Annotated in this window: 19 protein-coding genes; 2 read left to right on the forward strand and 17 right to left on the reverse strand. The window is 62.3% G+C overall.

Annotation, left to right across the window (positions count from 1 at the left end; genetic code table 11):
* Positions 1 to 16: 16 nt before the first annotated feature.
* The 14 genes from pheT to galE form a co-directional block, all read right to left on the reverse strand.
* Entirely contained in the window at positions 17 to 2,401 is a 2,385-nt protein-coding gene (pheT, locus tag NH396_RS01160; protein WP_253061021.1) for a phenylalanine--tRNA ligase subunit beta, read from the reverse strand.
* 56 nt (positions 2,402 to 2,457) lie between these two features.
* On the reverse strand, positions 2,458 to 3,477 hold the full coding sequence (pheS, locus tag NH396_RS01165) for a phenylalanine--tRNA ligase subunit alpha (protein ID WP_043335643.1): 1,020 nt from the start codon (positions 3,475 to 3,477) through the stop codon (positions 2,458 to 2,460).
* Positions 3,478 to 3,835: 358 nt separating this feature from the next.
* Positions 3,836 to 4,189: a 50S ribosomal protein L20 gene (rplT, locus tag NH396_RS01170; protein WP_043335644.1), complete on the reverse strand. Its 354-nt coding sequence runs from the start codon at positions 4,187 to 4,189 to the stop codon at positions 3,836 to 3,838.
* Between the two features lie 45 nt (positions 4,190 to 4,234).
* Positions 4,235 to 4,429 carry a 50S ribosomal protein L35 gene (gene rpmI, locus NH396_RS01175; RefSeq protein ID WP_043335648.1) on the reverse strand — a complete coding sequence of 65 codons (195 nt, stop codon included), beginning with the start codon at positions 4,427 to 4,429 and terminating at the stop codon, positions 4,235 to 4,237.
* Positions 4,430 to 4,529: 100 nt separating this feature from the next.
* On the reverse strand, positions 4,530 to 5,069 hold the full coding sequence (gene infC / locus NH396_RS01180) for a translation initiation factor IF-3 (RefSeq protein ID WP_176678415.1): 540 nt from the start codon (positions 5,067 to 5,069) through the stop codon (positions 4,530 to 4,532).
* Between the two features lie 34 nt (positions 5,070 to 5,103).
* Positions 5,104 to 7,002 (reverse strand): threonine--tRNA ligase, encoded by a 1,899-nt coding sequence (gene thrS, locus NH396_RS01185; RefSeq protein WP_176677519.1) that lies wholly within the window; start codon positions 7,000 to 7,002, stop codon positions 5,104 to 5,106.
* Between the two features lie 337 nt (positions 7,003 to 7,339).
* Complete coding sequence (locus NH396_RS01190; RefSeq protein ID WP_176677520.1) at positions 7,340 to 8,215, reverse strand: OmpA family protein; 876 nt, start codon at positions 8,213 to 8,215, stop codon at positions 7,340 to 7,342.
* Between the two features lie 276 nt (positions 8,216 to 8,491).
* Positions 8,492 to 9,646, reverse strand: coding sequence for an amidohydrolase (locus tag NH396_RS01195; RefSeq protein ID WP_253061023.1), 1,155 nt, complete (start codon positions 9,644 to 9,646; stop codon positions 8,492 to 8,494).
* A 20-nt stretch (positions 9,647 to 9,666) separates the two neighbouring features.
* On the reverse strand, positions 9,667 to 10,179 hold the full coding sequence (locus NH396_RS01200; protein ID WP_253061025.1) for a DUF2489 domain-containing protein: 513 nt from the start codon (positions 10,177 to 10,179) through the stop codon (positions 9,667 to 9,669).
* 245 nt (positions 10,180 to 10,424) lie between these two features.
* Positions 10,425 to 11,558 (reverse strand): glycosyltransferase family 4 protein, encoded by a 1,134-nt coding sequence (locus NH396_RS01205; RefSeq protein WP_253061027.1) that lies wholly within the window; start codon positions 11,556 to 11,558, stop codon positions 10,425 to 10,427.
* Positions 11,555 to 12,907 carry a UDP-glucose/GDP-mannose dehydrogenase family protein gene (locus NH396_RS01210; RefSeq protein WP_253061029.1) on the reverse strand — a complete coding sequence of 451 codons (1,353 nt, stop codon included), beginning with the start codon at positions 12,905 to 12,907 and terminating at the stop codon, positions 11,555 to 11,557. Before NH396_RS01210 ends, NH396_RS01205 begins: the two co-directional genes overlap by 4 nt.
* A 1-nt stretch (position 12,908) precedes the next feature.
* Positions 12,909 to 14,759: a sulfatase-like hydrolase/transferase gene (locus tag NH396_RS01215; protein ID WP_253061032.1), complete on the reverse strand. Its 1,851-nt coding sequence runs from the start codon at positions 14,757 to 14,759 to the stop codon at positions 12,909 to 12,911.
* Between the two features lie 79 nt (positions 14,760 to 14,838).
* Positions 14,839 to 15,666 carry a 3'(2'),5'-bisphosphate nucleotidase CysQ gene (gene cysQ / locus NH396_RS01220; protein ID WP_253061034.1) on the reverse strand — a complete coding sequence of 276 codons (828 nt, stop codon included), beginning with the start codon at positions 15,664 to 15,666 and terminating at the stop codon, positions 14,839 to 14,841.
* A 185-nt stretch (positions 15,667 to 15,851) separates the two neighbouring features.
* Positions 15,852 to 16,874, reverse strand: a complete 1,023-nt coding sequence (gene galE, locus NH396_RS01225) for a UDP-glucose 4-epimerase GalE (protein WP_054555473.1) — start codon at positions 16,872 to 16,874, stop codon at positions 15,852 to 15,854.
* A gap of 523 nt (positions 16,875 to 17,397) precedes the next feature.
* On the opposite strand from galE, the gene NH396_RS01230 reads away from it, so the two are divergent.
* On the forward strand, positions 17,398 to 18,894 hold the full coding sequence (locus NH396_RS01230; RefSeq protein ID WP_253061036.1) for a DASS family sodium-coupled anion symporter: 1,497 nt from the start codon (positions 17,398 to 17,400) through the stop codon (positions 18,892 to 18,894).
* A gap of 243 nt (positions 18,895 to 19,137) precedes the next feature.
* On the opposite strand, the gene gltS is transcribed toward NH396_RS01230, so the two are convergent.
* Complete coding sequence (gene gltS / locus NH396_RS01235; RefSeq protein ID WP_175088646.1) at positions 19,138 to 20,328, reverse strand: sodium/glutamate symporter; 1,191 nt, start codon at positions 20,326 to 20,328, stop codon at positions 19,138 to 19,140.
* Between the two features lie 457 nt (positions 20,329 to 20,785).
* Positions 20,786 to 22,510, reverse strand: coding sequence for a 2-isopropylmalate synthase (leuA, locus tag NH396_RS01240; protein WP_253061038.1), 1,725 nt, complete (start codon positions 22,508 to 22,510; stop codon positions 20,786 to 20,788).
* 557 nt (positions 22,511 to 23,067) lie between these two features.
* On the opposite strand from leuA, the gene NH396_RS01245 reads away from it, so the two are divergent.
* Positions 23,068 to 23,556 carry an Lrp/AsnC family transcriptional regulator gene (locus NH396_RS01245; protein ID WP_043331273.1) on the forward strand — a complete coding sequence of 163 codons (489 nt, stop codon included), beginning with the start codon at positions 23,068 to 23,070 and terminating at the stop codon, positions 23,554 to 23,556.
* A gap of 150 nt (positions 23,557 to 23,706) precedes the next feature.
* Here NH396_RS01245 and hppD read toward each other — a convergent pair whose 3' ends face one another.
* On the reverse strand, positions 23,707 to 24,786 hold the full coding sequence (gene hppD / locus NH396_RS01250) for a 4-hydroxyphenylpyruvate dioxygenase (protein ID WP_253061040.1): 1,080 nt from the start codon (positions 24,784 to 24,786) through the stop codon (positions 23,707 to 23,709).
* Between the last annotated feature and the right edge of the window lie 139 nt (positions 24,787 to 24,925).

Raw genomic sequence — 24,925 nt, forward strand, 5'->3', positions numbered from 1 at the left:
TCGTTCAAGTGGCGACTCATGCTCTCAGCGCCGCCCCGAAACGTGTGTGGCCATCGGTGACGATCGCATCGACTAACTGATTGATTTCCTCATCATTCAGCGTGCGCGAAGGATGCTGCCAGGTCAAGCCCAGGGCGAGCGACTTGTGACCATCGGCTACCCCCTGGCCCTGGTAGACGTCAAACAGGCGCAGGTCCGTCAGCCATTCACCGGCTTGCGAACGGATGGCGTCGAGCAGCGACTGCACGTGAATGCCCTCTTCGACCACGAAGGCCAGGTCACGACGCACTTCCGGATACCTGGAGAGCGGCGCGAAGCGCGGCAGACGGCCCGCACAGGCGGAAGCCAGCGTGATCTCGAACACGAAGACCTCGACCTTCAGGCCAAGCTCGGCGCGCGCCGCCGGGTGCAGGGCACCCATCCAGCCTGCCGGCTCGCCATTGAAGAACAGCTGAGCGCACTGGCCCGGGTGCAGTGCCGGATGCTCGGCGGCTTCGAAGCGCCAGGCTTCCAGATTGCCGCCCAGTGCCAGCAGTGCCTCGACATCGCCCTTGAGATCGAAGAAGTCGACCTTGTCACGACCGCCATTCCAGCCTTCCGGCAGACGGGCGCCGGTGACCAGACCGCCGATCATCGGCGTCTGCTCGAGGGAGTCCAGCTCGCCGCGGAACACAAGCCCGGTCTCGAACAGGCGCACGCGCGACTGCTGACGATTGAGGTTGTGGCTCAGCGCCTTGACCAGCCCCGGCAGCAGCGAGCTGCGCATCACCGCCATGTCGCTGGAAATCGGGTTGGCCAGTGCCGGTGCCACCCCTTGCGGGTCCAGCGTCTTTTGCAGCTCAGGGGCGACGAAGCTGTAGCTGATCGCTTCCTGATAGCCCCGCGCCACCAGCTGACGACGCAGGCTGGTCAGCGGCTGGGTGGTCTCATTGGCCACGGCCGGCGCCAGACGCGCATTCGGGCGGCTGACCGGCAGATTGTTGTAGCCGTGGATGCGCGCCAGCTCTTCGATCAAGTCAGCCTCGATGCTGACATCGAAACGCCAGCTCGGCACCGTCACCTGCCATTGGCTATCGCCATTCGCGGCGACCTGCATGCCCAGACGCTCGAGAATCTCGACGATCTCGTCATCCGGCAGCGCCATGCCCAGCGTGCGCTCGACACTGGCGCCGCTCAGGCTGACGACGGCGGCCTTGGGCAGCGCTGCGTCGCTGGCAACCTCGATGATCGGGCCCGGCTTGCCGCCGGTGATCTCGAGCAGCAGAGCCGTCGCGCGCTCGATGGCATCACGCTGCAGCTGCGCGTCCACACCACGCTCGAAACGATGCGAGCTGTCGGTGTGCAGGCCGTAGCTACGCGCCTTGCCAGCCACGCTCAACGGCGCGAAGAAGGCAGACTCGAAAAAGATGTCGCGCGTCTCGGCGTTCACGCCACTGCCTTCGCCGCCCATCACACCGGCGATGGCCAGCGGGCCCTTCTCGTCAGCGATGACCAGGGTGTCATCCCGCAGCGCGACTTCCTGACCGTCGAGCAGCGTCAGCGGCTCTTCAGCGGCTGCCATGCGCACCTCGATGCCGCCGTTCAAGCGTGCCAGATCGAAGGCGTGCATCGGCTGGCCGAGCTCGAGCAGCACGTAGTTGGTGACGTCGACGACGGGGTCGATGCTGCGGATGCCACTACGACGCAGACGCTCCTCGAGCCACAGCGGCGAGGTCGCGGCGACATTGACGTCACGCACGACACGCCCCAGATAACGCGGGCACGCCTCTGGCGCGCTGACGGTGACCGGGAAGGTATCATCGATCTGGGCGGCCACCGGCTCGATGCCCGGCGCCGTGACGGCGAGACGGTTGAGCACGCCGACTTCTCGTGCCAGTCCCTTGACGCTCAGGCAGTCGCCGCGGTTAGGGGTCAGATCGACCTCGATGGCGTTGTCGTCAAGATTCAGGAAGTCACGGGCATCACGGCCCACCGGCGCGTCCGCAGCCAGCACCATGATGCCATCGGAGGCTTCGGCCTCCAGACCCAGCTCGGAGGCACCACAGATCATGCCGCGGGATTCGACACCGCGCAGCTTGGCCTTGCGAATCTTGAAGTCGCCCGGAAGCTTCGCGCCGACCTGAGCGAAGAGCACCTTCTGGCCAGCGGCGACATTGGGCGCGCCACAGACGACCTGTACCAGCGCACCACTGCCATCATCCACCTGACAGACATTGAGGCGATCGGCCTCCGGGTGCGGTTGCTTGTCCTTGACCTCGGCCACGACCACGCCGGTGAACTCACCGGCGACCGGTTCGATACCATCGACTTCCAGACCGGCCATGGTGACCTGATCGGCCAGCTGCTGGGTGCTCAGTTCCGGCGAGACCCACTCACGCAGCCACTGTTCGGAAAATTTCATCTTGCTGTCCTGTTCCGTAAGTTCACGCCCTCAAGGCGCGATACGTGAATGAGTGCCTAGCTGAACTGGCGAAGGAAACGCAGGTCGTTCTCGAAGAACAACCGCAGGTCGTTGACGCCGTAACGCAGCATCGCCAGACGCTCCACGCCCATGCCGAAGGCGAAGCCGCGGAAGCGCTCGCTATCGATACCGGAGTGACGGAAGACTTCCGGGTGCACCATGCCGCACCCCATCACCTCGAGCCAGCCGGTGTGGGAGCAGACACGACAGCCGTCACCGGCGCACATCACGCACTGGATATCGACTTCAGCGGACGGTTCGGTGAACGGGAAGTAGGACGGACGGAAGCGGACTTCCAGATCATCACGCTCGAAGAAGGCATGCAGGAACTCTTCGACGGTGCCCTTGAGGTCTGCGAAGCTGACATTCTCGTCAACCAGCAGACCCTCGACCTGATGGAACATCGGGGTGTGGGTCAGATCGGAGTCGCAGCGATAGACGCGGCCCGGACAGACGATGCGCAGCGGCGGCTCACTGGCCTTCATGCTGCGCACCTGCACCGGCGAGGTGTGGGTGCGCAGAAGACGCGTGGCATCGAAATAGAAGGTGTCATGCATCGCGCGCGCCGGGTGATGCGACGGGATGTTCAGCGCTTCGAAGTTGTGATGGTCATCTTCGATTTCCGGCCCTTCCGCGACACCGTAACCGATGTGCGAGAAGAAGCTTTCGATACGCTCAAGCGTGCGGGTAACCGGGTGCAGGCCGCCTACCGGCTCTCCACGGCCCGGCAGGGTCACATCGACGCGCTCGGCGGCAAGGCGTGCATTGAGCGCTGCCGTTTCCAGCGTATTGCGACGTGCGTCCAGCTCACCGCTCAGCAGCTGCTTGGCTTCGTTGATGGTCTCACCGGCCTTGGGGCGCTCTTCGGGGGACAGCTTGCCAAGGCCCTTGAGCAGTGCGGTGATCTCGCCCTTCTTGCCGAGAAAACGTACCCGTACCTCATCGAGGGTCTGGACGTCTTCGGCCGCCTGGATCGCGGTGCGTGCTTCGTCCACCAGGGTGGAAAGATGTTCCATCCGTTCAGCTCCGATCGCTTGAGTCACTGGCGCGGCAATGTCCGCCGCCAATGGAAGTCGCGCCGACCCGAAGGTCGGCAGGGAGAGCGCTCCGCCTGCGGTGAATCACACAGACGATCGCGCCCTTGCCAGAGACCGGCCCACAACGCGGCCAATCCCGTTCATGTCGCTGCTGACCCACCGCCGGTTCTCTGACGGCAGGCCAAACAAAAACAGGGGAAGAGCGGCTGCTCTTCCCCTGTGACGTAACACGTCATCTCGATACCGCCTGAGTTGTCCAATGCAAGCATTCGACAGTCACGACCCGGTTTGCCTGCTTTGCGACTCGCCGGGTCTGGGCGATATCTGATCCGGTCACTTACTGAGCAGCCTTGGCCTTCTCGACGATGGCAGCAAAGGCAGCTTTTTCGTGAACCGCGATATCGGCGAGGACCTTGCGGTCGATCTCGATATTGGCCTTCTTCAGACCAGCGATGAAGCGGCTGTAGGACATGCCATTGATGCGGGCCGCAGCGTTGATACGCGCGATCCACAGGGCACGGAACTGACGCTTGCGGACACGACGGTCACGGTAAGCGTACTGGCCGGCCTTGATGACAGCCTGCTTGGCTACGCGGAAGACGCGTGAACGCGCTCCGTAGTAACCCTTGGCCTGCTTCATGATCTTCTTGTGACGGCGACGTGCGACGACGCCACGCTTGACGCGGGACATAGCGTACTCCTGATATTAAGAAAGTTGGACCGAGGTAAGGACGGCTTACAGGTTCGGCAGCATGCGCTGGATCAGCGCCTTGTCTGCAGCGTGAACCTGCTTCATGCCACGCAGCTGACGCTTACGCTTGGTCGACTTCTTGGTCAGGATGTGGCTACGGAAAGACTGCTTGTGCTTGAAGCCGTTGGCAGTCTTCTTGAAGCGCTTGGCAGCGCCGCGGTTGGTCTTGATCTTCGGCATGAGTATTAACTCCGCTCGGTTTCTTGAGAAAATCCAGGGCCGACAAAAAGAGCCACGCCCGCAGGCGTGACCCTGATGTGTCCGTTCTACTGCCTGTGGATCACTTCTTTTTCGGCGCGAGAATCATGATCATCTGACGACCTTCCATCTTCGGGAAGGATTCGACGGTCACGAGTTCACCGAGGTCTGCGGCGATGCGTTCCATCAGCTTGCGGCCGATGTCCTGATGCGCCATCTCACGACCACGGAAGCGCAAGGTAACCTTGCCCTTGTCTCCGCCTTCGATGAAGCGAGTCAGGTTGCGCAGCTTGACCTGATAATCGCCTTCATCGGTACCAGGACGGAATTTGACTTCCTTGACCTGGATCTGTTTCTGCTTCTTCTTCTGCAGATTCTTCTGTTTCTTCTCGTCGAAAAGAAACTTGCCGTAATCCATGATCTTGCAGACGATGGGATCGGCATTGGAAATCTGGACTAGGTCGAGCCCTGCCTCTTCGGCCTTGGCAAGCGCGTCTCTGGTTGACACTACGCCAACCTGCTCGCCATCTGCGTCGATGAGGCGGACTTCGTCCGCACGAATACGGTCATTGATGGGAGCCCGCTTTTCCTGGGGGCGTCCGCGCTGATTATTCCGCTTGATCGTTGCGTCTCCGTTTGGCTGAAATTCGTTACTGTCAGACCTGCTCTTCCTTCAGGCGTTCCATGAACTCTGAAACTTTCATGGTGCCGAGGTCTTCACCGGAACGGGTTCTGACAGCTACTGCATCAGCTTCCACTTCCTTGTCGCCAACGACGATGAGGTAAGGAACCTTCTGCAGAGTATGCTCACGGATTTTAAAGCCGATCTTCTCGTTCCTCAAGTCTGCTTTGACACGGATGTCATGTTTCTCGAGGCGGGAGACCAGATCCTTGGCATATTCTGCCTGGGAATCCGTGATATTCATCACGACAACCTGCTCAGGGGCAAGCCAGAATGGCATCGCGCCTGCGTGGTGCTCGATCAGGATGCCGAGGAAGCGCTCGAAGGAGCCGAGAATCGCGCGGTGCAACATGACCGGCATGCGACGCTCTCCACTTTCATCGACAAACTGGGCACTGAGACGCTCAGGCAGATTGAAGTCGAGCTGTAGAGTACCACACTGCCAGACACGATTCAGACAATCTCGCAGAGAGAATTCAATCTTTGGTCCATAGAAGGCGCCCTCACCCGGCTGCAGCTCCCACGGCAGGCCAGTCGCATCCAGTGCTGCCTGCAGGCCAGCTTCGGCCTTGTCCCACGCTTCCGGCTCACCGATGAAGGATTCCGGACGAGTGGAGAGCTTCAGCTCGACGTCTTCGAAGCCGAACTGACGGTAGACTTCCAGCGTCAGACGGATGAAGTCCTCGGCCTCGGACTCGACCTGATCCTCGGTACAGAAGATGTGGGCGTCGTCCTGGGTGAAGCCACGCACGCGCATCAACCCATGCAGAGAGCCGGACGGCTCGTTGCGGTGGCAGGAGCCGAACTCGGCCAGACGCAGCGGCAGGTCACGGTAGCTCTTCAGGCCCTGATTGAAGACCTGGACGTGGCACGGGCAGTTCATCGGCTTGACCGCATACTCACGCTTCTCGGACTCGGTGGTGAACATCAGCTCGTTGTAATGCCCCCAGTGCCCGGATTTCTTCCACAGCGAAAGATCGACCACTTGCGGGGTCTTGATCTCCTGGTAGCCATTGGCACGCTGGATACGGCGCATGTACTGCTCGAGCACCTGGTACATGGTCCAGCCATTCGGATGCCAGAACACCATGCCCGGCGCCTCTTCCTGCATATGGAAGAGGTCCAGCTTCTTGGCCAGCTTACGGTGATCGCGCTTCTCGGCTTCCTCGAGACGCTTGAGGTAGGCCTTGAGCTGCTTCTTGTCCGGCCAGGCGGTGCCATAGATGCGAGTCAGCATCGGCTTGGTGGAATCACCACGCCAGTAGGCACCGGCCAGCTTGAGCAGCTGGAAGTGCTTGAGGTGGCGGGTATTCGGCACGTGCGGGCCGCGGCACATGTCGGTATATTCTTCGTGGTGGTAAAGACGGATGGTGTCGCCTTCGCCGATGCCCTCGATGATCTCCTGCTTGTACGGCTCATCGCGCTTCTCGAAAGCGGCCATGGCCTGGTCACGCGAGACATATTCACGCACCACATCGTACTCGCTGTCGATCAGCTGCTTCATGCGCTTCTCGATGGCCTCGAGATCTTCCGGGGTGACCGAGCGGCCAAAGTCGATGTCGTAATAGAAACCGTCATCAATGACCGGGCCGATGGCCATCTTGGCCTCCGGGTAGAGCTGCTTGACGGCATGACCGATCAGGTGCGCGCAGGAGTGACGAATCACGTCCAGGCCTTCCGCATCACGCGCCGTGAGAATGGCGACGTTGGCGTCTTCGGTGATCATGTCAGCGGCATCGACCTCGACGCCATTGATCTTGCCGGCCACGCAGGCCTTGGCAAGACCGGGACCGATGGACTCGGCCAGCTGCATCACGGAAATCGGGGTATCGAAGGTACGCTGGCTGCCGTCAGGCAGAGTAACGATAGGCATGAAGAAATCCTTGCGTTCAGTGGTGGCCCTTACCAAGGGTCACGTGAAGCGAATTTGGCCGAACGCGAGGCGTCGGCTCGAAATGGGGGCAATGACGATCACACCCCTCACGCTACTGACCCCGGCCTACAATGCCTGGGGCGCCGCCCACTGCCCCATGATGATCGAGCGACCAGTCAGGGTGTGGACACATAACGCGGGAACATGAACGAGGCAAGACCTTAGCAGCCCATTCAAAAGTCGTAAAGATACGCTTGGCCACTGAAAGCCATGCACGACACGAACGCAGACGGGGCGCCCTGAGGCGCCCCGTCTGATTCAGCTTACCGCGTTCGGCTTACTTGACTTCAGCAAGCTCGACACGACGGTTTTCGGCACGGCCTTCAGCGGTATCGTTGCTGGCGACCGGCTGCTCTTCACCGTAACCCACAGTCTGGATACGGTTGGTGTCAACACCTTCGGAAGCCAGGTAGGCCTTCACGGAGTCAGCACGCTTCTGGGACAGCTGCTTGTTGTAGGAGTCAGAACCCACGGAGTCAGTGTGACCTTCGACGCGAACGCGGACATTCTCGTTGGAGACCAGCTTGGCCGCCACACCGTTCAGCACTTTCTCGGCGTTGGCAGTCAGCTTGGCGGAGTCGAACTCGAAGTTCACGTCACGCAGGACGAGGTCAGCGACACAGCCCAAGGCATTGACCTTGGCGCCGGCCGGGGTGTTCGGGCACTGGTCCTGGTAGTCCGGCACGCCGTCACCGTCGGAATCGAGCGGGCAGCCTTTCGCGTCAACAGTGACGCCGGCCGGAGTACCCGGGCACTGGTCCTTGTAGTCAGCAACGCCGTCACCGTCGGTGTCCAGCGGGCAGCCTTTCGCATCGACTGCGACGCCTGCCGGAGTTCCCGGGCATTCGTCACGGTCGTTCGGCACGCCGTCGCCATCGTCGTCCATGGACTTCGGTGCATCGTCTGCACACAGCAGTGCGCCAGCGGTCGCGCCGCCGACAGCACCCAGAGAAGCGCCGGTGTCTTCGTCGCTGTCGCCAGAGACGCCGTAACCAATCCCGCCACCGATCAGGCCACCGGCCAGACCGCAGACGAACGGCTGGCTGTACCAGGGCTTCTCAGCAGATGAAGACTGGGAAGCAGAGCTTGCGCAGCCAGACAGGCCAACAACCAATGCAGAACCCAGAACCAGGCCAGTCGTAGATCTTTTCATGTAAGACTCCTTCTTAACACAGCGCAATATGTAACGAGGGTGTTACGTTTCGACTCAGTATAAGAGCCGAACTCGTTACGATGAAAGGAATTTTATTCAAATCTTCCTTTATGAAGAAAGCACATGCAGGTGCGTCCTTCCAGCTCTGATCGGGTCTGTTCCCTTGAAAACGGTACCGATCCTCAGGCATACGTTGAAGGAAAACAGTGTTTTTTGCAACGTCGAAAAACTTTGACACTAACTGTATCAGAATGGCGACGCTGTAAAACCCCTGTTTTACCCTCTTCCAAGGTGCTGGCGCACCAGCCCCTCGAAGATCTCGACGCCGGGCGCCAACAGCGTATCAGGAAAATCGTAATCGGGGTGGTGAAGCCCCGGCATTTCCTCACCTGCGCCAAATGTGAACATGGCAGCATGGCAGTCTCGTGCCAGCACGCCAAAGTCCTCGGACCAGCGATGTGCCTGAGGAAGTTCCACACAATCAAGCCCTTGCTGTCGCGCCACGCGGCGAATCATGTCGTTCGCCTCAGGCGAGTTCCAGGTCGCATCGAAGGTGTCACACCAGTCAACGTCGATACCCAGACGGTCTTCTTCCGCCTCGCTGCGCGCCAGTGACACGGCCGCTTCCGCCAGCGCCTTCATCATGTCATCGCTCTCGGTGCGCAGGGTGACCATCACCTCGGCATCGCCCGGTGAGGTACCGAACGCGACCTCGCCCAGGCGCGCATGAATCAGAGTCACCATCGCAAGTCCGGTTTCATCGGCAAATTGCAACGGCAGACGCGACAGGCCTTGCATGATGCGACACATGGCCATCGCCGGACTGCGACCGTTTTCCGGGTGGGCCGCATGCGCACAGAGCCCGGAAAGCCGCACGATCATGCCACGTGAAGCGCAGGTGAAGGCATGGTCGCGCACACTGACCTCCCCGAGAGGGCGCCCCGGCAAGTTATGACACGAGTAGAGATAATCCGGCTTGAGTGCGGCAAAGGCCTTGCTGCGCACGACGGCACGCGCCCCTTCGCCGGTTTCCTCGGCGGGCTGGAAAAGCAACACTACCTCGCCCCTGGCGACCGGAGACGCCGTCAGGCGCTGCGCCACGCCCAGCATCCAGCTCATGTGGCCGTCATGGCCGCACAGGTGACCGACATGCGGATGACAGGAGGACCAGTCGCCGCGCGGCGCCTCATCGATGGGCAGAGCATCCAGCTCACAGCGCAGCATGACGCGCGGTCCTGGTTCGGCGCCGCGGAAGATGGCGGCCAGGCCATGCCCGCCCAGACCGCTGACCACCTCGGCGCCGGCCTCCTGCATCCAGCCGGCGATGCAGGCCGCCGTGGCGGCTTCCTGTCCGGAGAGTTCCGGTGAGCGGTGCAGTGCGTGACGCAGCTCGGCCAGCGGCGTACCCAGCAAGGAAAGTGACGTGTTCATGCCTGGCTCTTGAAGACTCATCAGACGGCCTGCCCCAGATCTGCTGGCGAAGCGGGACGCTTGCGCCCCAGGTAATGCTGATGCCAGGACTCCATGTTGCTCAGCACGCGACTCGCCGCCAGCTGCAGCGGCTCCGCCAGCGCTTCCTCGACGGCAATGCGCTCCTTGTCTTCGGCCAGGCGCTCACGCGGCGACAGCTCCTTGCGTGCTGAATGGGTATGCAGGTGTGAGACCCGCCCATGCAGGACACCGAAGACCGAGAGCACGTCATCTTCCGCCAGCGAGGTGTCGAGAATCTCGATCAGTACCTTGCAGCGCAGACCGCCTTCCACCATGTCGACCTGCCCGGCCTGCATGGCGCGTGCGATGGCTTCGAGGCTTTCCAGACAGTTGGCGCGGGCCTGGATGAGCTCTTGCTCGCGGCGCGCCTCACGCACCTTGACCTCGCGGCGCAGCTTGAGGGCATAGAACGCCAATCCCGCGATGATGATGATCGCGATGACGGCCAGAATGATGCTGATAGTCAGGGACATGCCTTTCTCCTGCGGTAAACAAGCCATGAGTATAGGGACTGCACACGCGACACCCAAGGCGGGGCACTGCGACCGATGACCACATAGCCCGCCCTCGCCCACGCCTTGCGTCAACAAGAGGCCCCGCATCAGGGATACGGGGCCAGTCGTGTCGCTCTCTCTTGTACACCTTGCCCTATTGCACTCATGCTTCGCCCGGTACGCGAGTGGTCGAGCTGTCGGTAAAGACTTTCATCATTCGGCCATCAGCGCCCCGCCATCAAGGCCTCGAAACTGGCCTTGAGCTTGAGATTCTGTGCCTGATGCGAGTAATTGCGTGCCAGGCTGGCCAGCGCAGTGCTCAGCGCCTGCGTGTCGCTCTCGAGCAGATGGCTGCAGCGCTCAGCCCACTGCTGTGGCGTGGACTCTGCCGCCATGACCAGCTCAGAGTAGTCATCGAGCAACTCAGCCGAGCCGACCCGCGCATTGAGCAGCACAGGCGCGCCACAGGCCATCGCCTCCAGCGCGACACGTCCGAATTCCTCGATATGGGCCGGCATCACGAACAGGTCCAGCGCGCCGTAGAGCGTCTCGACCTCGGGGATGGTCGAGCGCCAGATCATGCGCTCGGCGATGCCCGCCTCTCTGGCCTGCTGCTGGTAAGGCGCGGCGTCATCCTTGCCTACCACCAGGAAACGATAGCGGCCCGGTGAGGCCTGCTCCATCAGCGCCGCCATCGCTACGAACCCTGCCACGTTGCGCTTGGTGAAGTTGCCGGATGACACCAGGCCGACAAGCAGCTCATCTTCGGCCACGCCCAACGCTTCACGCTGGGCGGAGCGCCCTGCGCGCGCACGCTCGACCGTGAACTGCACCGGGTCATAGCCCGGGTAGCTGATCTCGATCCGCTCAGGCGCGATACCATAGCGCGCTATCAGATCCTCGCCCATCATGCGCGAATTGACCGCGACCTGACGGAACTTGCCCCCCTTGAGCACGTGATCATGAATCGCCGCCACTTCGTGGTCGCGAGGCAGCTCACGGCCATGGATGCACTGCGAGGCAAGGTGCACGCAATTGTGCAGATAGACGGTATCCGGGCTTTCGCAGTCACCATGACTGATCAGCAGGTCGGGCGCATGACGGCTGGCCCAGGCCTGGACACGGCGATTGAACCAGAAACGTCGATATGCCCCCTTGAAGGGCCACCGCCACAGACGCACCAGCTCCGCGCCGTGGGCGCGAGCCAGTTCAGGCTTGCCACGCTCGGCGAGAATCACCGCGCGATAGCCCAGCGCGCGCAACGCATCCGCCTGCTCGAAGGCATTGCGGCTGGCACCGGTGTTCTTCTCGACCTGACGAATGGCGATCGCGGCCAGCTTGCCTGCACCAGTGCTCACGACGCCTCCTGCACACGACGCATGGAGTCACCGCGACCGACGGCGTAATACATCAGGCCAGCGGCCTTCATGGCGGCGGGCTCGAACAGGTTGCGGCCATCGACCACCACCGGGAAGCCGAGCTGGGACTTCAGCCACTCGCCATCCAGGGTGCGGAATTCCTTCCACTCGGTGCACACCACCAGCGCATCGGCCCCCTTGACCGCCTGCTGACGGTCCGCGACCAGTACCAGCTCATCGCGCTCGCCGTAGATGCGGCGGCATTCCTTCATGGCTTCCGGGTCATAGGCCTGCACGGTCGCACCAGCGGCCCACAGCGCTTCCATCAGCGTGCGGCTCGGCGCATCGCGCATGTCATCGGTGTTGGGCTTGAAGGCCAGCCCCCAGACGGCAATGGTCTTGCCCTTGAGGTCGCCATCGAAGGCCCGCGACAGCTTGTCGAACAGCGTGACCTTCTGGCGCTTGTTGACCGACTCCACGGCGGTGAGCAGCTCGGCGTCATAGCCGACCTGACTGGCGGTACGTGCCAGTGCCTGGACATCCTTCGGGAAGCAGGAGCCGCCATAGCCACAGCCCGGATAGATGAAGTGGTAGCCGATACGCGGGTCACTGCCGATGCCGCGGCGCACTTCCTCGATGTCCGCACCCAGGCGCTCGGCCAGGTTGGAAATCTCGTTCATGAAGCTGATCTTGGTCGCCAGCATGGCGTTGGCGGCGTACTTGGTCAGCTCGGCGGCGCGCACATCCATGAACATCAGCTTTTCATGGTTGCGGTTGTAGGGGGCGTAGCATTCGCGCATGCGCTCACGCACCGCTTCGGAATCGGTGCCGACCACGATGCGCGCGCCACGCGTGAAGTCGTCCAGCGCCGCGCCTTCCTTGAGGAATTCCGGGTTGGAGCAGACATCGAAATCGACACTCACGCCGCGCTGGTCGAGCACTTCATTGACCCGCGCCGCGACGCGGTCTGCCGTGCCCACCGGCACGGTGGACTTGTCGATGATGACCTTGTAGTCATTCATGTGCTCGCCGATGGTGCCGGCCACCGCAAGCACGTACTTGAGGTCGGCGCTGCCGTCTTCGTCCGGCGGTGTGCCCACGGCGATGAACTGCAGCACGCCATGCTCGACGGCTTCACGCGCGTCAGTGGTGAAGTGGAGACGGCCAGCCTCGACATTGCGCAGCACCATGCTCTCCAGCCCCGGCTCGAAGATGGGGATCTCGCCCTGCTTGAGGCCATCGATCTTGGCTGCATCAACGTCCATGCAGATCACGTCATGGCCGACATCGGCCAGACAGGTGCCAGTCACCAGGCCTACGTAGCCTGTTCCGAAGACAGTGATTTTCATGTCAGTCCTTGAGAGTTTCTGAAGGTAATGAAGCAGGTGACAAGGTGAGCGCCGACGACTCCTCTGGCGGCGTCACGCGGGAATCCGGTTCTGGAGCTTGCCCATCGCGCGTTGCGCTCTGCCCGGACATGAACTCCGGGCGCTCCAGCAGCTCGGTGGTCGCTTCGACCGCTTCCTCGAGCTCTTCGGCACCCGGCGCGAGAGGCCGGGAAAGAAAGTCCGACGGCAGGGCTTCATAGAAGTTCAATCGCCCCAGCTGGTCCAGCACCGGATGACGCTCACGCGGCTGATAGCAGACCGCCCAGGGCGACAGGCACGGCTTGTCACCGGAGAAGCGGATACCCAGCCAGTCGCTGGCCAGATAGGGCAGGTCAAAACTGGCGAAAGGCGCATCGGCGTGCGACCGCAGGCGCGCCAGCTCACGTGCGGGATTGGGCGCTTGCGCCGTCTGCCACAGCCATAGCGGAATGCGGTACGGCGCCTGACTGGGGCGGTCACCGCCATGCACATAGGCGTCACTGAGCGGGTCATGCTCGAGGCCGTGGTCCGATAGATAGAGCACGCCAGCGGGTCGCCCTTCGAGGCGCTGGAAGACGCCCTCGATCACCTGATCCGTGAAGCGGATGCTGTCATCGTAGGCATCGGTCAGCGGCGTGCGACTGTCCGGAGTCAGAAAATAGCGCAGTGAGTCCGGGTACTGCAGGCTGGCGGGAGGATGGCTGCCGTACAGATGCAGCACGATCAGCCGCGGCCCGGCAACATCACGCGCCAGCGCCTCATCAAGGGCATCCAGCAGGCCATCGTCATAGTCGGTCATGATGGTGCGCGCGATATCGGCACGCTGGGCGATGGCGGTGATCCAGGTACGCTCGGAGGTGATGTCGAGCCCCTGGCGCGACAGCCACTCGGTATGATAGCCGGCCTGATTGGCCAGCGAGATCAGATTGGCGTCCAGGTAGCGCGGCGAGAAGGTCCGCGGGTCGGTCAGACTGGCCAGCATCGGGACCGCCAGCACGGTCTGGGGCGCCGGGGCGATGGCCTGATCGAAGACCACCAGCTCATCGCGGCGCGCATCGAGATTCGGCGTCGTGGTGCGGGAATAGCCATACAGCGACAGCTGATCGCGGCGCTGGGATTCGCCGATGATCAGGACGAAGACAGCGTCATCCGGCACATCTGGGCTGCGCGAGACGCCGCCGAAATCATAGTCATCCGCCATCAGCGCCTTGTAGCGTTCCTTCTCCCACCAGGCATGCGAGGTGGTGGCCAGATTCCAGCCCGGCGAGACCGACAGCGTCGTGATGACCAACGGCACGCTGGCCCGCCCCCACTGCCAGCTACCGGCCAGCAACATCAGCATCCAGAGCACGAAGGCGATTCCGCTGTGCCCGCCCAGCCGGGAACGCGCCAACCCCGACCCGAAGCGATTGCCCAGTGACAGCGCCAGCAGGAAGAACCCCAGCGGCACGATCAGGGCCAGCGGGAACTTGAACAGCATCGCCATCGATTCGCTGCGACTGGTATCCAGCGAGCTGAGCGCAAAGGCCAGCCCATAGCGGGAATCGTAATAGACGGCGCTGACCACACTTGCGGAGAGATTGACACCCAGCGCCGCCATCAGCCCCAGCGCCGGCCAACGCCAACGCGGACGATGCAGCGCCGCCAGCAGACACGGCCACAGCAACAGATTGCCGAACAGGATCAGGCCGCCCTCGAGCAGGCCGTGATAGATCAACGGCACCAGGCTCGCCAGCAGGGACAGCATGATGGCGGAGATCCCCCCGGCCCGCTTGCTCGCCTGATCACTGCGCGCAAACAGGCGACGGACGAGGCGCTGCAGCAGGCCCTTCATGCGCGTCCTCGCAACGGCATGAACGCTTCATCCCTCACGCGGGCCAATGGATGCACGAGCCGTCGAGCCCCGGCCACCCTCAGACGTCCAGCGCCTGGCGCCAGCGACCATCCGCTTGGCCACAGGCGATGAAGAAGGGATTCACCAGCGTATCGCGGGCGTTGTAGTCCAGACGACGCGGCTGTGCGGGCAATGACTCGGCATCGAAGACCTGGCCGCCGGCCGCTTCCAGCACGGCCTGGGCCGCCGCGGTGTCCCATTCGCTGGTCGGCGCGTAGCGCGGATAGAGGTCCGCATTGCCTTCCGCGATGCGACAGAACTTGAGTGAGCTGCCACAGCTGACATTCTCCACCGGTGCCAGTCGCTCGATCAGCGCCGCCGTACGCGCATCGAGATGCGACTTGCTGGCCACGACTCTCAATACCTCGGGCTCCAGGCTGACCGCGATCGCGACACGCCCGGCGGCGTCTTCCCGGAAGGCCCCCACACCGACAAGCCCGCTCCAGGTCGTCGCCAGCACCGGCGCATCCACCACGCCCAGCACGCTGCGCGAGCCCTGGATCAGCGCCACGTTGACGGTGTATTCACCGCTGCCGGTGACGAATTCACGCGTGCCATCCAGCGGGTCGACCAGCCAGAAGGTCTGCCAGTCACGCCGCGCCGCGATATCGGCCTTGTCGCTCTCCTCCGAGAGGACCGGAATCTGCGGCGTCAGGCGGGCCAGCCCCTCGACCAGCACACGATGCGCCGCCATATCCGCCGCCGTGACGGGACTGTCATCCGCCTTGGCGCGCGTGCCGAGCTCTCCCCCACGGGCAACGGCGAGTATCGCCTGCCCCGCCTTACGGCAAAGCTGTTCAATGGCCGTCAGCAGTTCAAGATCAAGGGTGACATCAGACTGGGTCATGGGGGTCTCGCAGAGAATTCGAAGGAGTCGACACGGGCTCTTCGGCCCGCCGTCATCATACGCAAAAGCGGCCACGGATGCTGCCCGCGACCGCTTCGAGAGGTCTTCACACAAGCGCCGTCAACTCAATCTCGGTCAACTCAAGCTTGGTCAACTTCGGCGCACTGACCCTGCAGTGTCAGTTTTCAGGCACTGCGATAGCCGTTGGGATTGCGCGACTGCCAGCGCCAGCTGTCGGCCATCATGCGGTCGAGCCCCAGCTCGGCCTTCCACTTCAGCTCGTTGAAGGCCTTGTCCGGCTCTGCCCAGCATTCGGCGATATCACCGGCGCGACGCGGTGCGATGCGATACGGCACCGGACGACCGCTGGCCTTCTCGAACGCCTTGACCATGTCCAGCACGCTATAGCCGGTACCGGTGCCCAGGTTATAGGTGTGAACGCCATCGCGCGCATCACCGGCCAGGTAGTCCAGCGCCTTGAGGTGGCCATCGGCCAGGTCGACGACGTGGATGTAATCGCGCACCCCGGTGCCATCCGGCGTCGGGTAGTCATCACCGAACACGGCCAGTTCCTCGAGGCGGCCCACGGCGACCTGGCTGATATACGGCACCAGGTTGTTGGGAATGCCGTTGGGGTCTTCACCGATGGTGCCGGACTCATGGGCGCCCACCGGATTGAAGTAGCGCAGCAGCGCGATACGCCAGCTGTCATCCGCGACGGCCAGGTCGCGCAGCACTTCCTCGACCATCAGCTTGGAGCGGCCATAGGGGTTGGTCGCGGAGGTCGGGAAGTCTTCGCGGATCGGCGTGGAAGCCGGATCGCCATACACGGTGGCGGAAGACGAGAACACGATACGCTTGACGCCGGCACGCGCCATGGCGTCACACAGCACCAGGGTGCCATTGACGTTGTTGTCGTAGTAGGCCAGCGGCTTGGCGACGCTCTCGCCGACCGCCTTGAGCCCGGCGAAATGGACCACGGCCTCGATATCGTGACGCTCGAACAGGCTGTCGAGCAGCGCCCCGTTGCGGATATCCCCTTCGACGAACGGCACTTCACGCCCGGCAAGTGTCGCCACACGCGCAAGAGAGGCTTCGCTGGCATTGGACAGGTTGTCCAGCACCAGCACCTGATGGCCGGCCTCCATGAGCGCCAATACCGTATGAGAGCCGATGTAGCCTGCACCACCCGTGACCAGAATCATCAATCATCTTCCTTGTGAAAGTAACGCGACAGCAGGCCACGCAGTTGTCCTGCGCTGGCCCTGTTCATGGCTGCTAACCCTACCTTCCAGCCCTTGCGCTCACAAGTCCACAGCCAACGACAGCGTCTGTCGCCAGACGGCAACCTGCCCCGTGCAAGATGGCGCCATACAGGGCCTGGCCCGAGGTGTGAACACATCGGATCAAGCGTCGCGCTTGCGCGGCGTCAAGGTTTCACCTATCGGCGTTTCAAAACAGGCAATGAAGGCTATTGAGCCGCGCCGCAATGCTGAGACAATGGCCGCGCCTTGTCGCCTGAACGCCCGGCTGATCGACTCGCGAGCGACTTTCTGACAAGGCAGGCAACATGACACGCCGTGCACGTCACCCCGACCGGGGATATATGCGCGGCATGTAATGAATAACACCAACACGACAACTCGCCATCACCTACCATGACCCATACCAACAACACGATGACCACCATGATGAGGAAGCCAGTCGCCGACCGGCTTCTCTGGAGTCGACATGCCTGAGCAATCTCCCGATCACGTCGCTGATCAATCCACTACGCCGCCACAAGCGCCACTCGCGGCGCGCATCGGCCTGATACTCGGACCCCTCCTGTTGCTGCTGACCTGGTTGACACCGGCACCGGGCGACATGCCGGACAGCGCCTGGCTCTGCGTCGGCCTGGCCCTGTTGATGGCCACCTGGTGGGCCACGGAGGCCCTGCCGATTCCGGTGACCTCGCTGCTGCCCATCGTGCTGGTGCCGGCGCTTGGCATCGACGACATCAAGAGCACCACCGCCGCCTATGCCAACCCGACCATCTACCTGTTCCTCGGTGGTTTCCTGCTCGGGATCGCCATGCAGCGCTGGGACCTGCATCGCCGCGTGGCCCTGCATACGCTGAAGCTTGCCGGTCACTCGCCGCGCCGCCAGATCGCCGGCTTCATGATCGCCACCGGCTTCATCAGCATGTGGGTGTCCAACACCGCCACCAGCATCATGATGCTGCCCATCGGCATGTCAGTGGTCAGCTTGATGTCCAGTGGTCAGGATGAGCGCGACAGCAATGACCCGGAACTGAAGCGCTACGCCGCCGCCCTGCTGCTGGGCATCGCCTATTCCGCCAGCCTCGGCGGTATCGCGACCCTGATCGGCACGCCGCCCAATGCCCTGCTGGCGGGCTACCTGTCCAGTGATCAAGGCATCGAGATCGGCTTCGCCCAGTGGATGCTCGTCGGCCTGCCGGTCGCCATCACGATGTGCGCCATCACCTGGTGGTGGCTGACGCGCACGCCCTTCTCCTTCAAGTCCGAGACCTCGGACAGCGGCGAGATGATCAGCCGCGAGCTCAAGGCACTGGGTGCCATGAGCAGCGCCGAGAAGCGTGTCGGCGTTGCCTTCCTGGTGGCTGCCCTGCTGTGGATGTTCCGTCCGCTTATCAACCAGATGGGCCTTGCCTGGCTGTCGGACACCGGCATCGCCATGGCCATCGGCGTGGGCCTGTTCGCCATTCCCTCCGGCACCTCACGCGGTCGTCGACTGCTGGTGTGGGAAGACGCGCGTGACCTGCCCTGGGGCGTGTTGCTGTTGTTCGGGGGTGGTCTGGCACTGGCGGGCGTGATCAAGAGCTCGGGTCTCGCCGAGTGGATCGCCGGCCAGCTGTCGATGTTCAGCGTGCTGCCGCTCATCGGCCTGGTCGCCATCGTGGTACTGGTGATCATCTTCCTGACCGAGGTCACCTCCAATACCGCGACGGCTGCCGCCTTCCTGCCGCTTTTGGGAGCACTGGCGCTGTCACTGGACATCGATCCGCTGCTGATCACCGTGCCGGCGGCCATCGCGGCCAGCTGTGCCTTCATGATGCCGGTGGCGACGCCACCCAACGCCATCGTGTTCGCCACCGGCCACCTCAAGATCCAGACCATGATGCGCGCCGGCTTCTTCCTGAACCTGGCCGGTACCGTGGTCGTCACGCTGCTGGCCTATGGCCTGATCGTGGCACTGTGGGTGTAGAGGCAAGTGCTGACGCAGGATCTGGGGGAGCACGAGGAAGAGAACAAAGGTAAAAGCGAAGGTGAGAACAAGGGTTTAAGCACAAGCGCCTGACGAGGTTTTCACCGCCTTTGAAGCCTGAGCCCTGGAAACCTGCAAGCCTCAGCCCCCCGAAACGACAACGCCGGACTCCAATGGAGTCCGGCGTTGTCGTTCATGCCAGGCAGATTCTGCGACTTCTCATCATGACACCTGCGGTCATGTTCAGAAGAAGCCGAGGAAGCCCTTGATGATCAGTGAGTTGGCGATATCGATCAGGAAGCCGCCCACCACCGGCACGATGATGAAGGCCAGACGCGAGGGCCCGTGGTGCTGCGTGACCGCCTGCATGTTGGCGATCGCCGTCGGCGTGGCGCCCATGCCGAAACCACAGTTACCCGCAACCAGTACCGCTGCGTCGTAGTTCTTGCCCATCAGGCGGAAGGTGATCTGGGTGGTGTAGAGGAACACCAGTGCAACCTGTGCCAGCAGGATGGCCAGAATCGGCAGTGCCAGATTGGCCAGATCCCAGAGCTTGAGTGTCATCAACGCCAGCGCCAGGAAGATGGAAAGGCTGATGTTGCCCAGCACATCCACGGCGTGGGTATTGAGGTGCTTGTCGCCGAAGGCGCGCACCACATTGCCGATGACGATACAGCTGAACAGCACCCACACGAAGGTCGGCAGCGAGAAGGCGGTGCCCGAGGTGAGTGACTGCAGCTGCTGGCCACAGACGACTCCGAGCAGCAGCATGAAGAGTGTCTTCAGGGCATTGGCCGTATTCAGCGGATGTTGGACTTCCGTCTCGTCATATTCGGAATCGCTGACCTGGGCGTTGATATCCTGCCCTTCGCGCTTCATGCGATTGATCAGGAAGCGTGCCGTCGGCCCGCCGATCAGAGAACCGAACACCAGCCCGAAGGTGGCACAGGCCATCGCGACTTCCATCGCGCCATTGATGCCATATTCGTCGGCGAAGACGTTGGCCCATGCTGCGCCGGTGCCGTGACCACCGGACATGGTAATGGAACCGCCGAGCAGACCCAGCACCGGATCAAGACCGAACAGGCTGGCAACACCGACACCCAGCAGGTTCTGCAGGATGAGCAGACCGATGACCAGCGCGAGGAACAGTACAAGCTTGCTGCCGCCGGCACGAATCATGCGAACGTCTGCCGACAGGCCAACGGAGCCGAAGAACAGCAACATGAAGGGAGTCTGGAGGCCGCCGAAGAACTGGAACTCGTAACCCAGGCCGCGCAGGCCGGTGACGATGATGGTAGCGATGAGGCCGCCGACCACAGGCTCGGGGATATTGAATTCGCGCAGCACGCGCACGCGCTCGACGATCAGATGGCCAACGACGAGGACAAGCGCCGCCAGCAACAGGGTGGTGATAGCATCAAGTTGAATCATGCGATACCGATGAGTAGTTGTGGGTTGTTCTAGCGGACCTCCTGAACGAGAGGTGCACTGGCGATGCCCGACCAGAGCATGGATGGGGACGCATCCATTATCTCTTCCATCAGGGGGTTTGCCTTTGCACCGCTTGGAATTGTTGTGTTCTCGAATCCGGTCTGCCACCAGATCGTTATCATTATGCGGGTGCAGCGATGATACGCAGGGTGGGCACCGGTGCAAGCCCGGATGTTGACTGAGCCGTCAACATCAGACAAAAGTCTATAGAGGCCTGGCGAGCATGACACGTATTTTCCACGCAAGCCTGCTCGCGTCAGCCCAGCAACGGCGGGCGTGAGCGCCAGCCGGGCAACTTCTGCCCTGCCACAAAACGCAGAGACCCCCGCTCTGGTGAGCGAGGGTCTCAAGAGAGGCAAAAAAGCCTCTGATCAGTCACGCATGAGACGTGATGCCATCAGACAGCGACCGGGCCGGCTTCCTCGGCACGTTCCGCTTCGCTGCGTGCACTGCTTTCCAGGCCGCGATTGACCGCCGACAGCACGGCCTTTAGCGACGCGCTCACGGTATCGCCATCCTCGGCCATGCCGCAGACACGCTTGCCATCCAGGTTGAGCATCACGAAGGCCACCGCGACGGCATCGCTGCCTTCGCCGAGGGCGTGCTCACCGTAGTCCACCACACTGACGGTGGAACCGGTGTGGCGCTGCCAGGCATCCATGAAGGCGGAGATGGCACCATTGCCTTCACCGGCCAGCGCGATCTGCTCGCCCTTGTCATCGACCAGTGTCGCGGTGAGCTGCTCGGCCCCTTCGCGATCCAGACGATAGCCCTTGAGACTCAGCGGCGCTTCGCGCTTGAAGCTGGCATCGAGAATCGCGCGAATCTGGTCGCTGGACAGCTCACCACTGACCTGCTCGCTGGCCTTCTGTACGTGCGGCGCAAGCTCAAGGCTCATCCAGCGCGGCAGGCTGATGCCGTGATCCCGCTCGAGCAGGAAGGCCATGCCGCCCTTGCCGGACTGACTGTTGACGCGGATCACCGCCTGGAAGTCGCGACCGAGATCCTGCGGGTCGATGGGCAGATAGGCGACCTGCCACGGCTCATCAGGCTGCTGCTTCTTGAGGCACTTGCGGATGGCATCCTGATGGCTGCCGGAGAAGGCGGTGTAGACCAGCTCGCCGACCCACGGGTGACGCGGGTGAACCGGCAGATTGGTGCACTCGGTGTAGACCTGGATGATCTCGTCCGGGTTGGAGAGATCCAGCTCCGGATCGATGCCCTGGCTGTAGAGGTTCATCGCCAGGGTGATCAGGTCCATGTTGCCGGTGCGCTCACCGTTGCCCAGCAGGGTGCCTTCGATGCGGTCAGCCCCGGCCAGCAGGCCAAGTTCGGCGGCGGCAGCGGCGCCACCGCGGTCGTTGTGGGTGTGCAGCGAGATGATCGCACAGTCACGACGGCTCAGGTGCTTGATGAAGTACTCGACCTGGTCGGCGAAGTGATTGGGCGGGCCCACTTCCACCGTGGCCGGCAGATTGAGGATGCAGCGTTTTTCCGGCGTCGGCTGCCAGACATCCATCACCGCTTCACAGACCTCGACGGCGTAATCCATCTCGGTGGAGGTGAAACTCTCCGGCGAGTACTGGAACACCCAGTTGGTGTCCGGGTAGCGCTCGGCGTAGTCCTTGACCAGCTGTGCGCCCTCGACGGCGATGGCCTTGATGCCGTCACGGTCCATCTCGAACACCCGCTCACGCTGAACGGTGGAGGTGGAGTTGTAGACGTGAACGACGGCATCACGCGCACCGACCAGCGATTCGAAGGTGCGCGCGATCAGGTGCTCACGCGCCTGCACCAGCACCTGGATGCTGACGCCTTCCGGGACCTGATCTTCCTCGATCAACCAGCGCACGAAGTCGAAATCGAGCTGACTGGCGGAGGGGAAACCGACTTCGATCTCCTTGAGGCCGATCTTGACCAACAGCTTCCACATCAGCTTCTTCTGCTCGACCGTCATCGGCTCGAGCAGCGCCTGATTGCCATCACGCAGGTCGACACTCGCCCATAGCGGCGCCTGGGTCACGGTACGCGACGGCCACTGGCGGTCGGTCAGTGCAACAGGGGTCACGGGGCGATATTTGGTGTGGTCGAAGGCAGCACTTGGCGTGGATGCAGCAGTCATGGTCGTGTCCTTGGCGGTCTGGGTGCGAAAAACCGGCAATCGAGGCCCGATACGGGAGATCGATGGCACCTTTCGCACTCAACAGTGTCCCAATCGGGGCGCCTGAGTAAATGTGAGATGACGAAGGCGTGAAGGCCTTGCATCCGAAAGCTTGCCGTCAGCAGGGCAAGCAAGCAAGTCGGGGGCAGCGTAACGTCACTGCCCGCCGCAAGCTCCGGGACCGGATCACGGTCTCCAGCGCGGGAAGAAGGACGGAGGGATCACCACCAGAGCCTTTTCGTGAGCCTCGCTTCGATCAGAAGCCGACTGCGTTCCGCGTTAACCGGTTGCAAGAGGCGTGTCGCCAGCGCCGGTGGCTCATCCTGCTCAGGTATGTCGTTCGCGTCGTGCGTCGTGTCATGCGACAGCCACGACCCGAGCGGGCGTCTTCATCGCTGAGCAGTGATTACAGTATATGCCGCATATCAGGGCGGACGATTGCGAAAACCACATGACATCGCCATCTTAAAAGCAGATTATTTCACCATTCACATCTTCACCGCCAATGGATTGCGAAAATGAGCCAGAATATTCCTCTCCCGACACTGGACCGCTTCGACCGTCGCATTCTTGACGAGCTTCAGCACTCGGGTCGCATCAGCAATCAGGAACTCGCGGAGCGCATTGGCCTGTCCCCGTCGCCCTGCCTGCGCCGTGTCCGTGCCCTGGAAGAAAGCGGCATGATCACCGGCTATCGCGCCCAGATAGATGCCCGCAAGCTGGGACTCAGCCTGATGGCGTTGCTGCATATCTCGATGGACCGCCACACCCCGGAGCGCTTCACCAACTTCGAGGACACCATCGCCTCACTGCCCCAGGTGATGGAATGCCTGCTGATCACCGGCCAGGAAGCGGACTACCAGCTCAAGGTGGTGGTCAAGGACATGGATGACTATCACGACCTGCTGCTCAAGCAGATCACGCGCATCGAGGGGGTGACCGGCGTGCATTCAAGCTTCGTGCTGCGTCAGGTGATTGATCACCAGCGCGTCCCGACGACCTCCTGAGCCTGACTGTCTGAATCAAGCCCTCATCAACACGAAAGCCCCGTCGGCTATCACCGGCGGGGCTTTCGTGTTGATGAAGATGCCAGCGTGATCACGCAATGATCAGGGCGTGCCGGCTAGCGAAATCACTCGGCATGCCGATTGGAGAAATCACTCGCCACCGATGATGCCGCGGCGAATCTGGTCTTCCTCGATGGATTCGAACAGCGCCTTGAAGTTGCCCTCGCCGAAACCATCGTTGCCCTTGCGCTGGATGATCTCGAAGAAGATCGGTCCGATCACCGTCTCGGTGAAGATCTGCAACAGAATCCCCTCCCCCGGCGCGCCATCGACCAGCAGATTCAATGCCTTGAGGTCCTCGACATTCTCCTCGTGGTTGGGCACCCGCGCATCGATCTTCTCATAATAGGTGGCCGGCGTGGTCAGAAAGGTGACACCATTGGCCTTGAGGGCCTTGACGGTGGCTTGGATATCATCCGTCGCCATCGCCAGGTGCTGGATGCCCTCACCATGGTATTCGCGGATGAATTCCGCGATCTGGGAGTCATCATCCGCTGACTCGTTGATGGGAATGTGCATCTTGCCGCAGGGTGCCGTCATCGCGCGCGAGAAGAGCCCGGTCATCTTGCCTTCGATATCGAAATAGCGGATCTCGCGGAAGTTGGCGATACGCGAATAGAAGTCTGCCCATACATCCATCTGACCACGCCCGACATTGTGGGTCAGGTGATCCAGCGTATGCAGGCCGACACTGTTGGCGTTCTCGATTGCGCCATCAATGGCGACGAAGTCGGTATCGTAGATCGAGCGCTCGCGGTGATGGTCCACGAAGTACAGTACCGAACCGCCGATGCCTTGCACCGCGGGGATGCCCACCTCGCCCGGCCCGACCGGATGCTCGACGCTGCGCGCACCGTGCGCCAGGGCGTAGCGATGCGCCTGCTCGGCATCCGCCACACGCCAGGCCATCGCACAGGCACTCGGGCCGTGGATCGCCGCGAATTCCGCCGCCGGGCTGTTCGGCTCGGCGTTGAGCACCACATTGATACCGTGCTGCTGGAACAGGAACACCTGCTTGGATCGATGGCGACGGGTCTCGGTAAACCCGAGCTGGTTGAACAACTTGCGCAGGGCATCAATGCCGGCCGCATCCGGGGCCGTGAATTCGACGAACTCGAAACCGTCCGTGCCAATGGGATTGTGCTGTTCGATACGCGCCGGTGCGTTCATGTGGGGCTCCTGAGTCAGGCTGCCGACAGGGCAGGCAAGGTAGAGAAAAGGGGGGCAACATCCTTCACGACAGGTGAACGCGTCACACTGGCCACCTGTCGTGTCCCGATTCCGTTATCGGAAATCTATGCCTTGCCTG

The organism is Cobetia sp. Dlab-2-AX (assembly GCF_024124625.1).
Taxonomy (GTDB): Bacteria; Pseudomonadota; Gammaproteobacteria; order Pseudomonadales; family Halomonadaceae; genus Cobetia.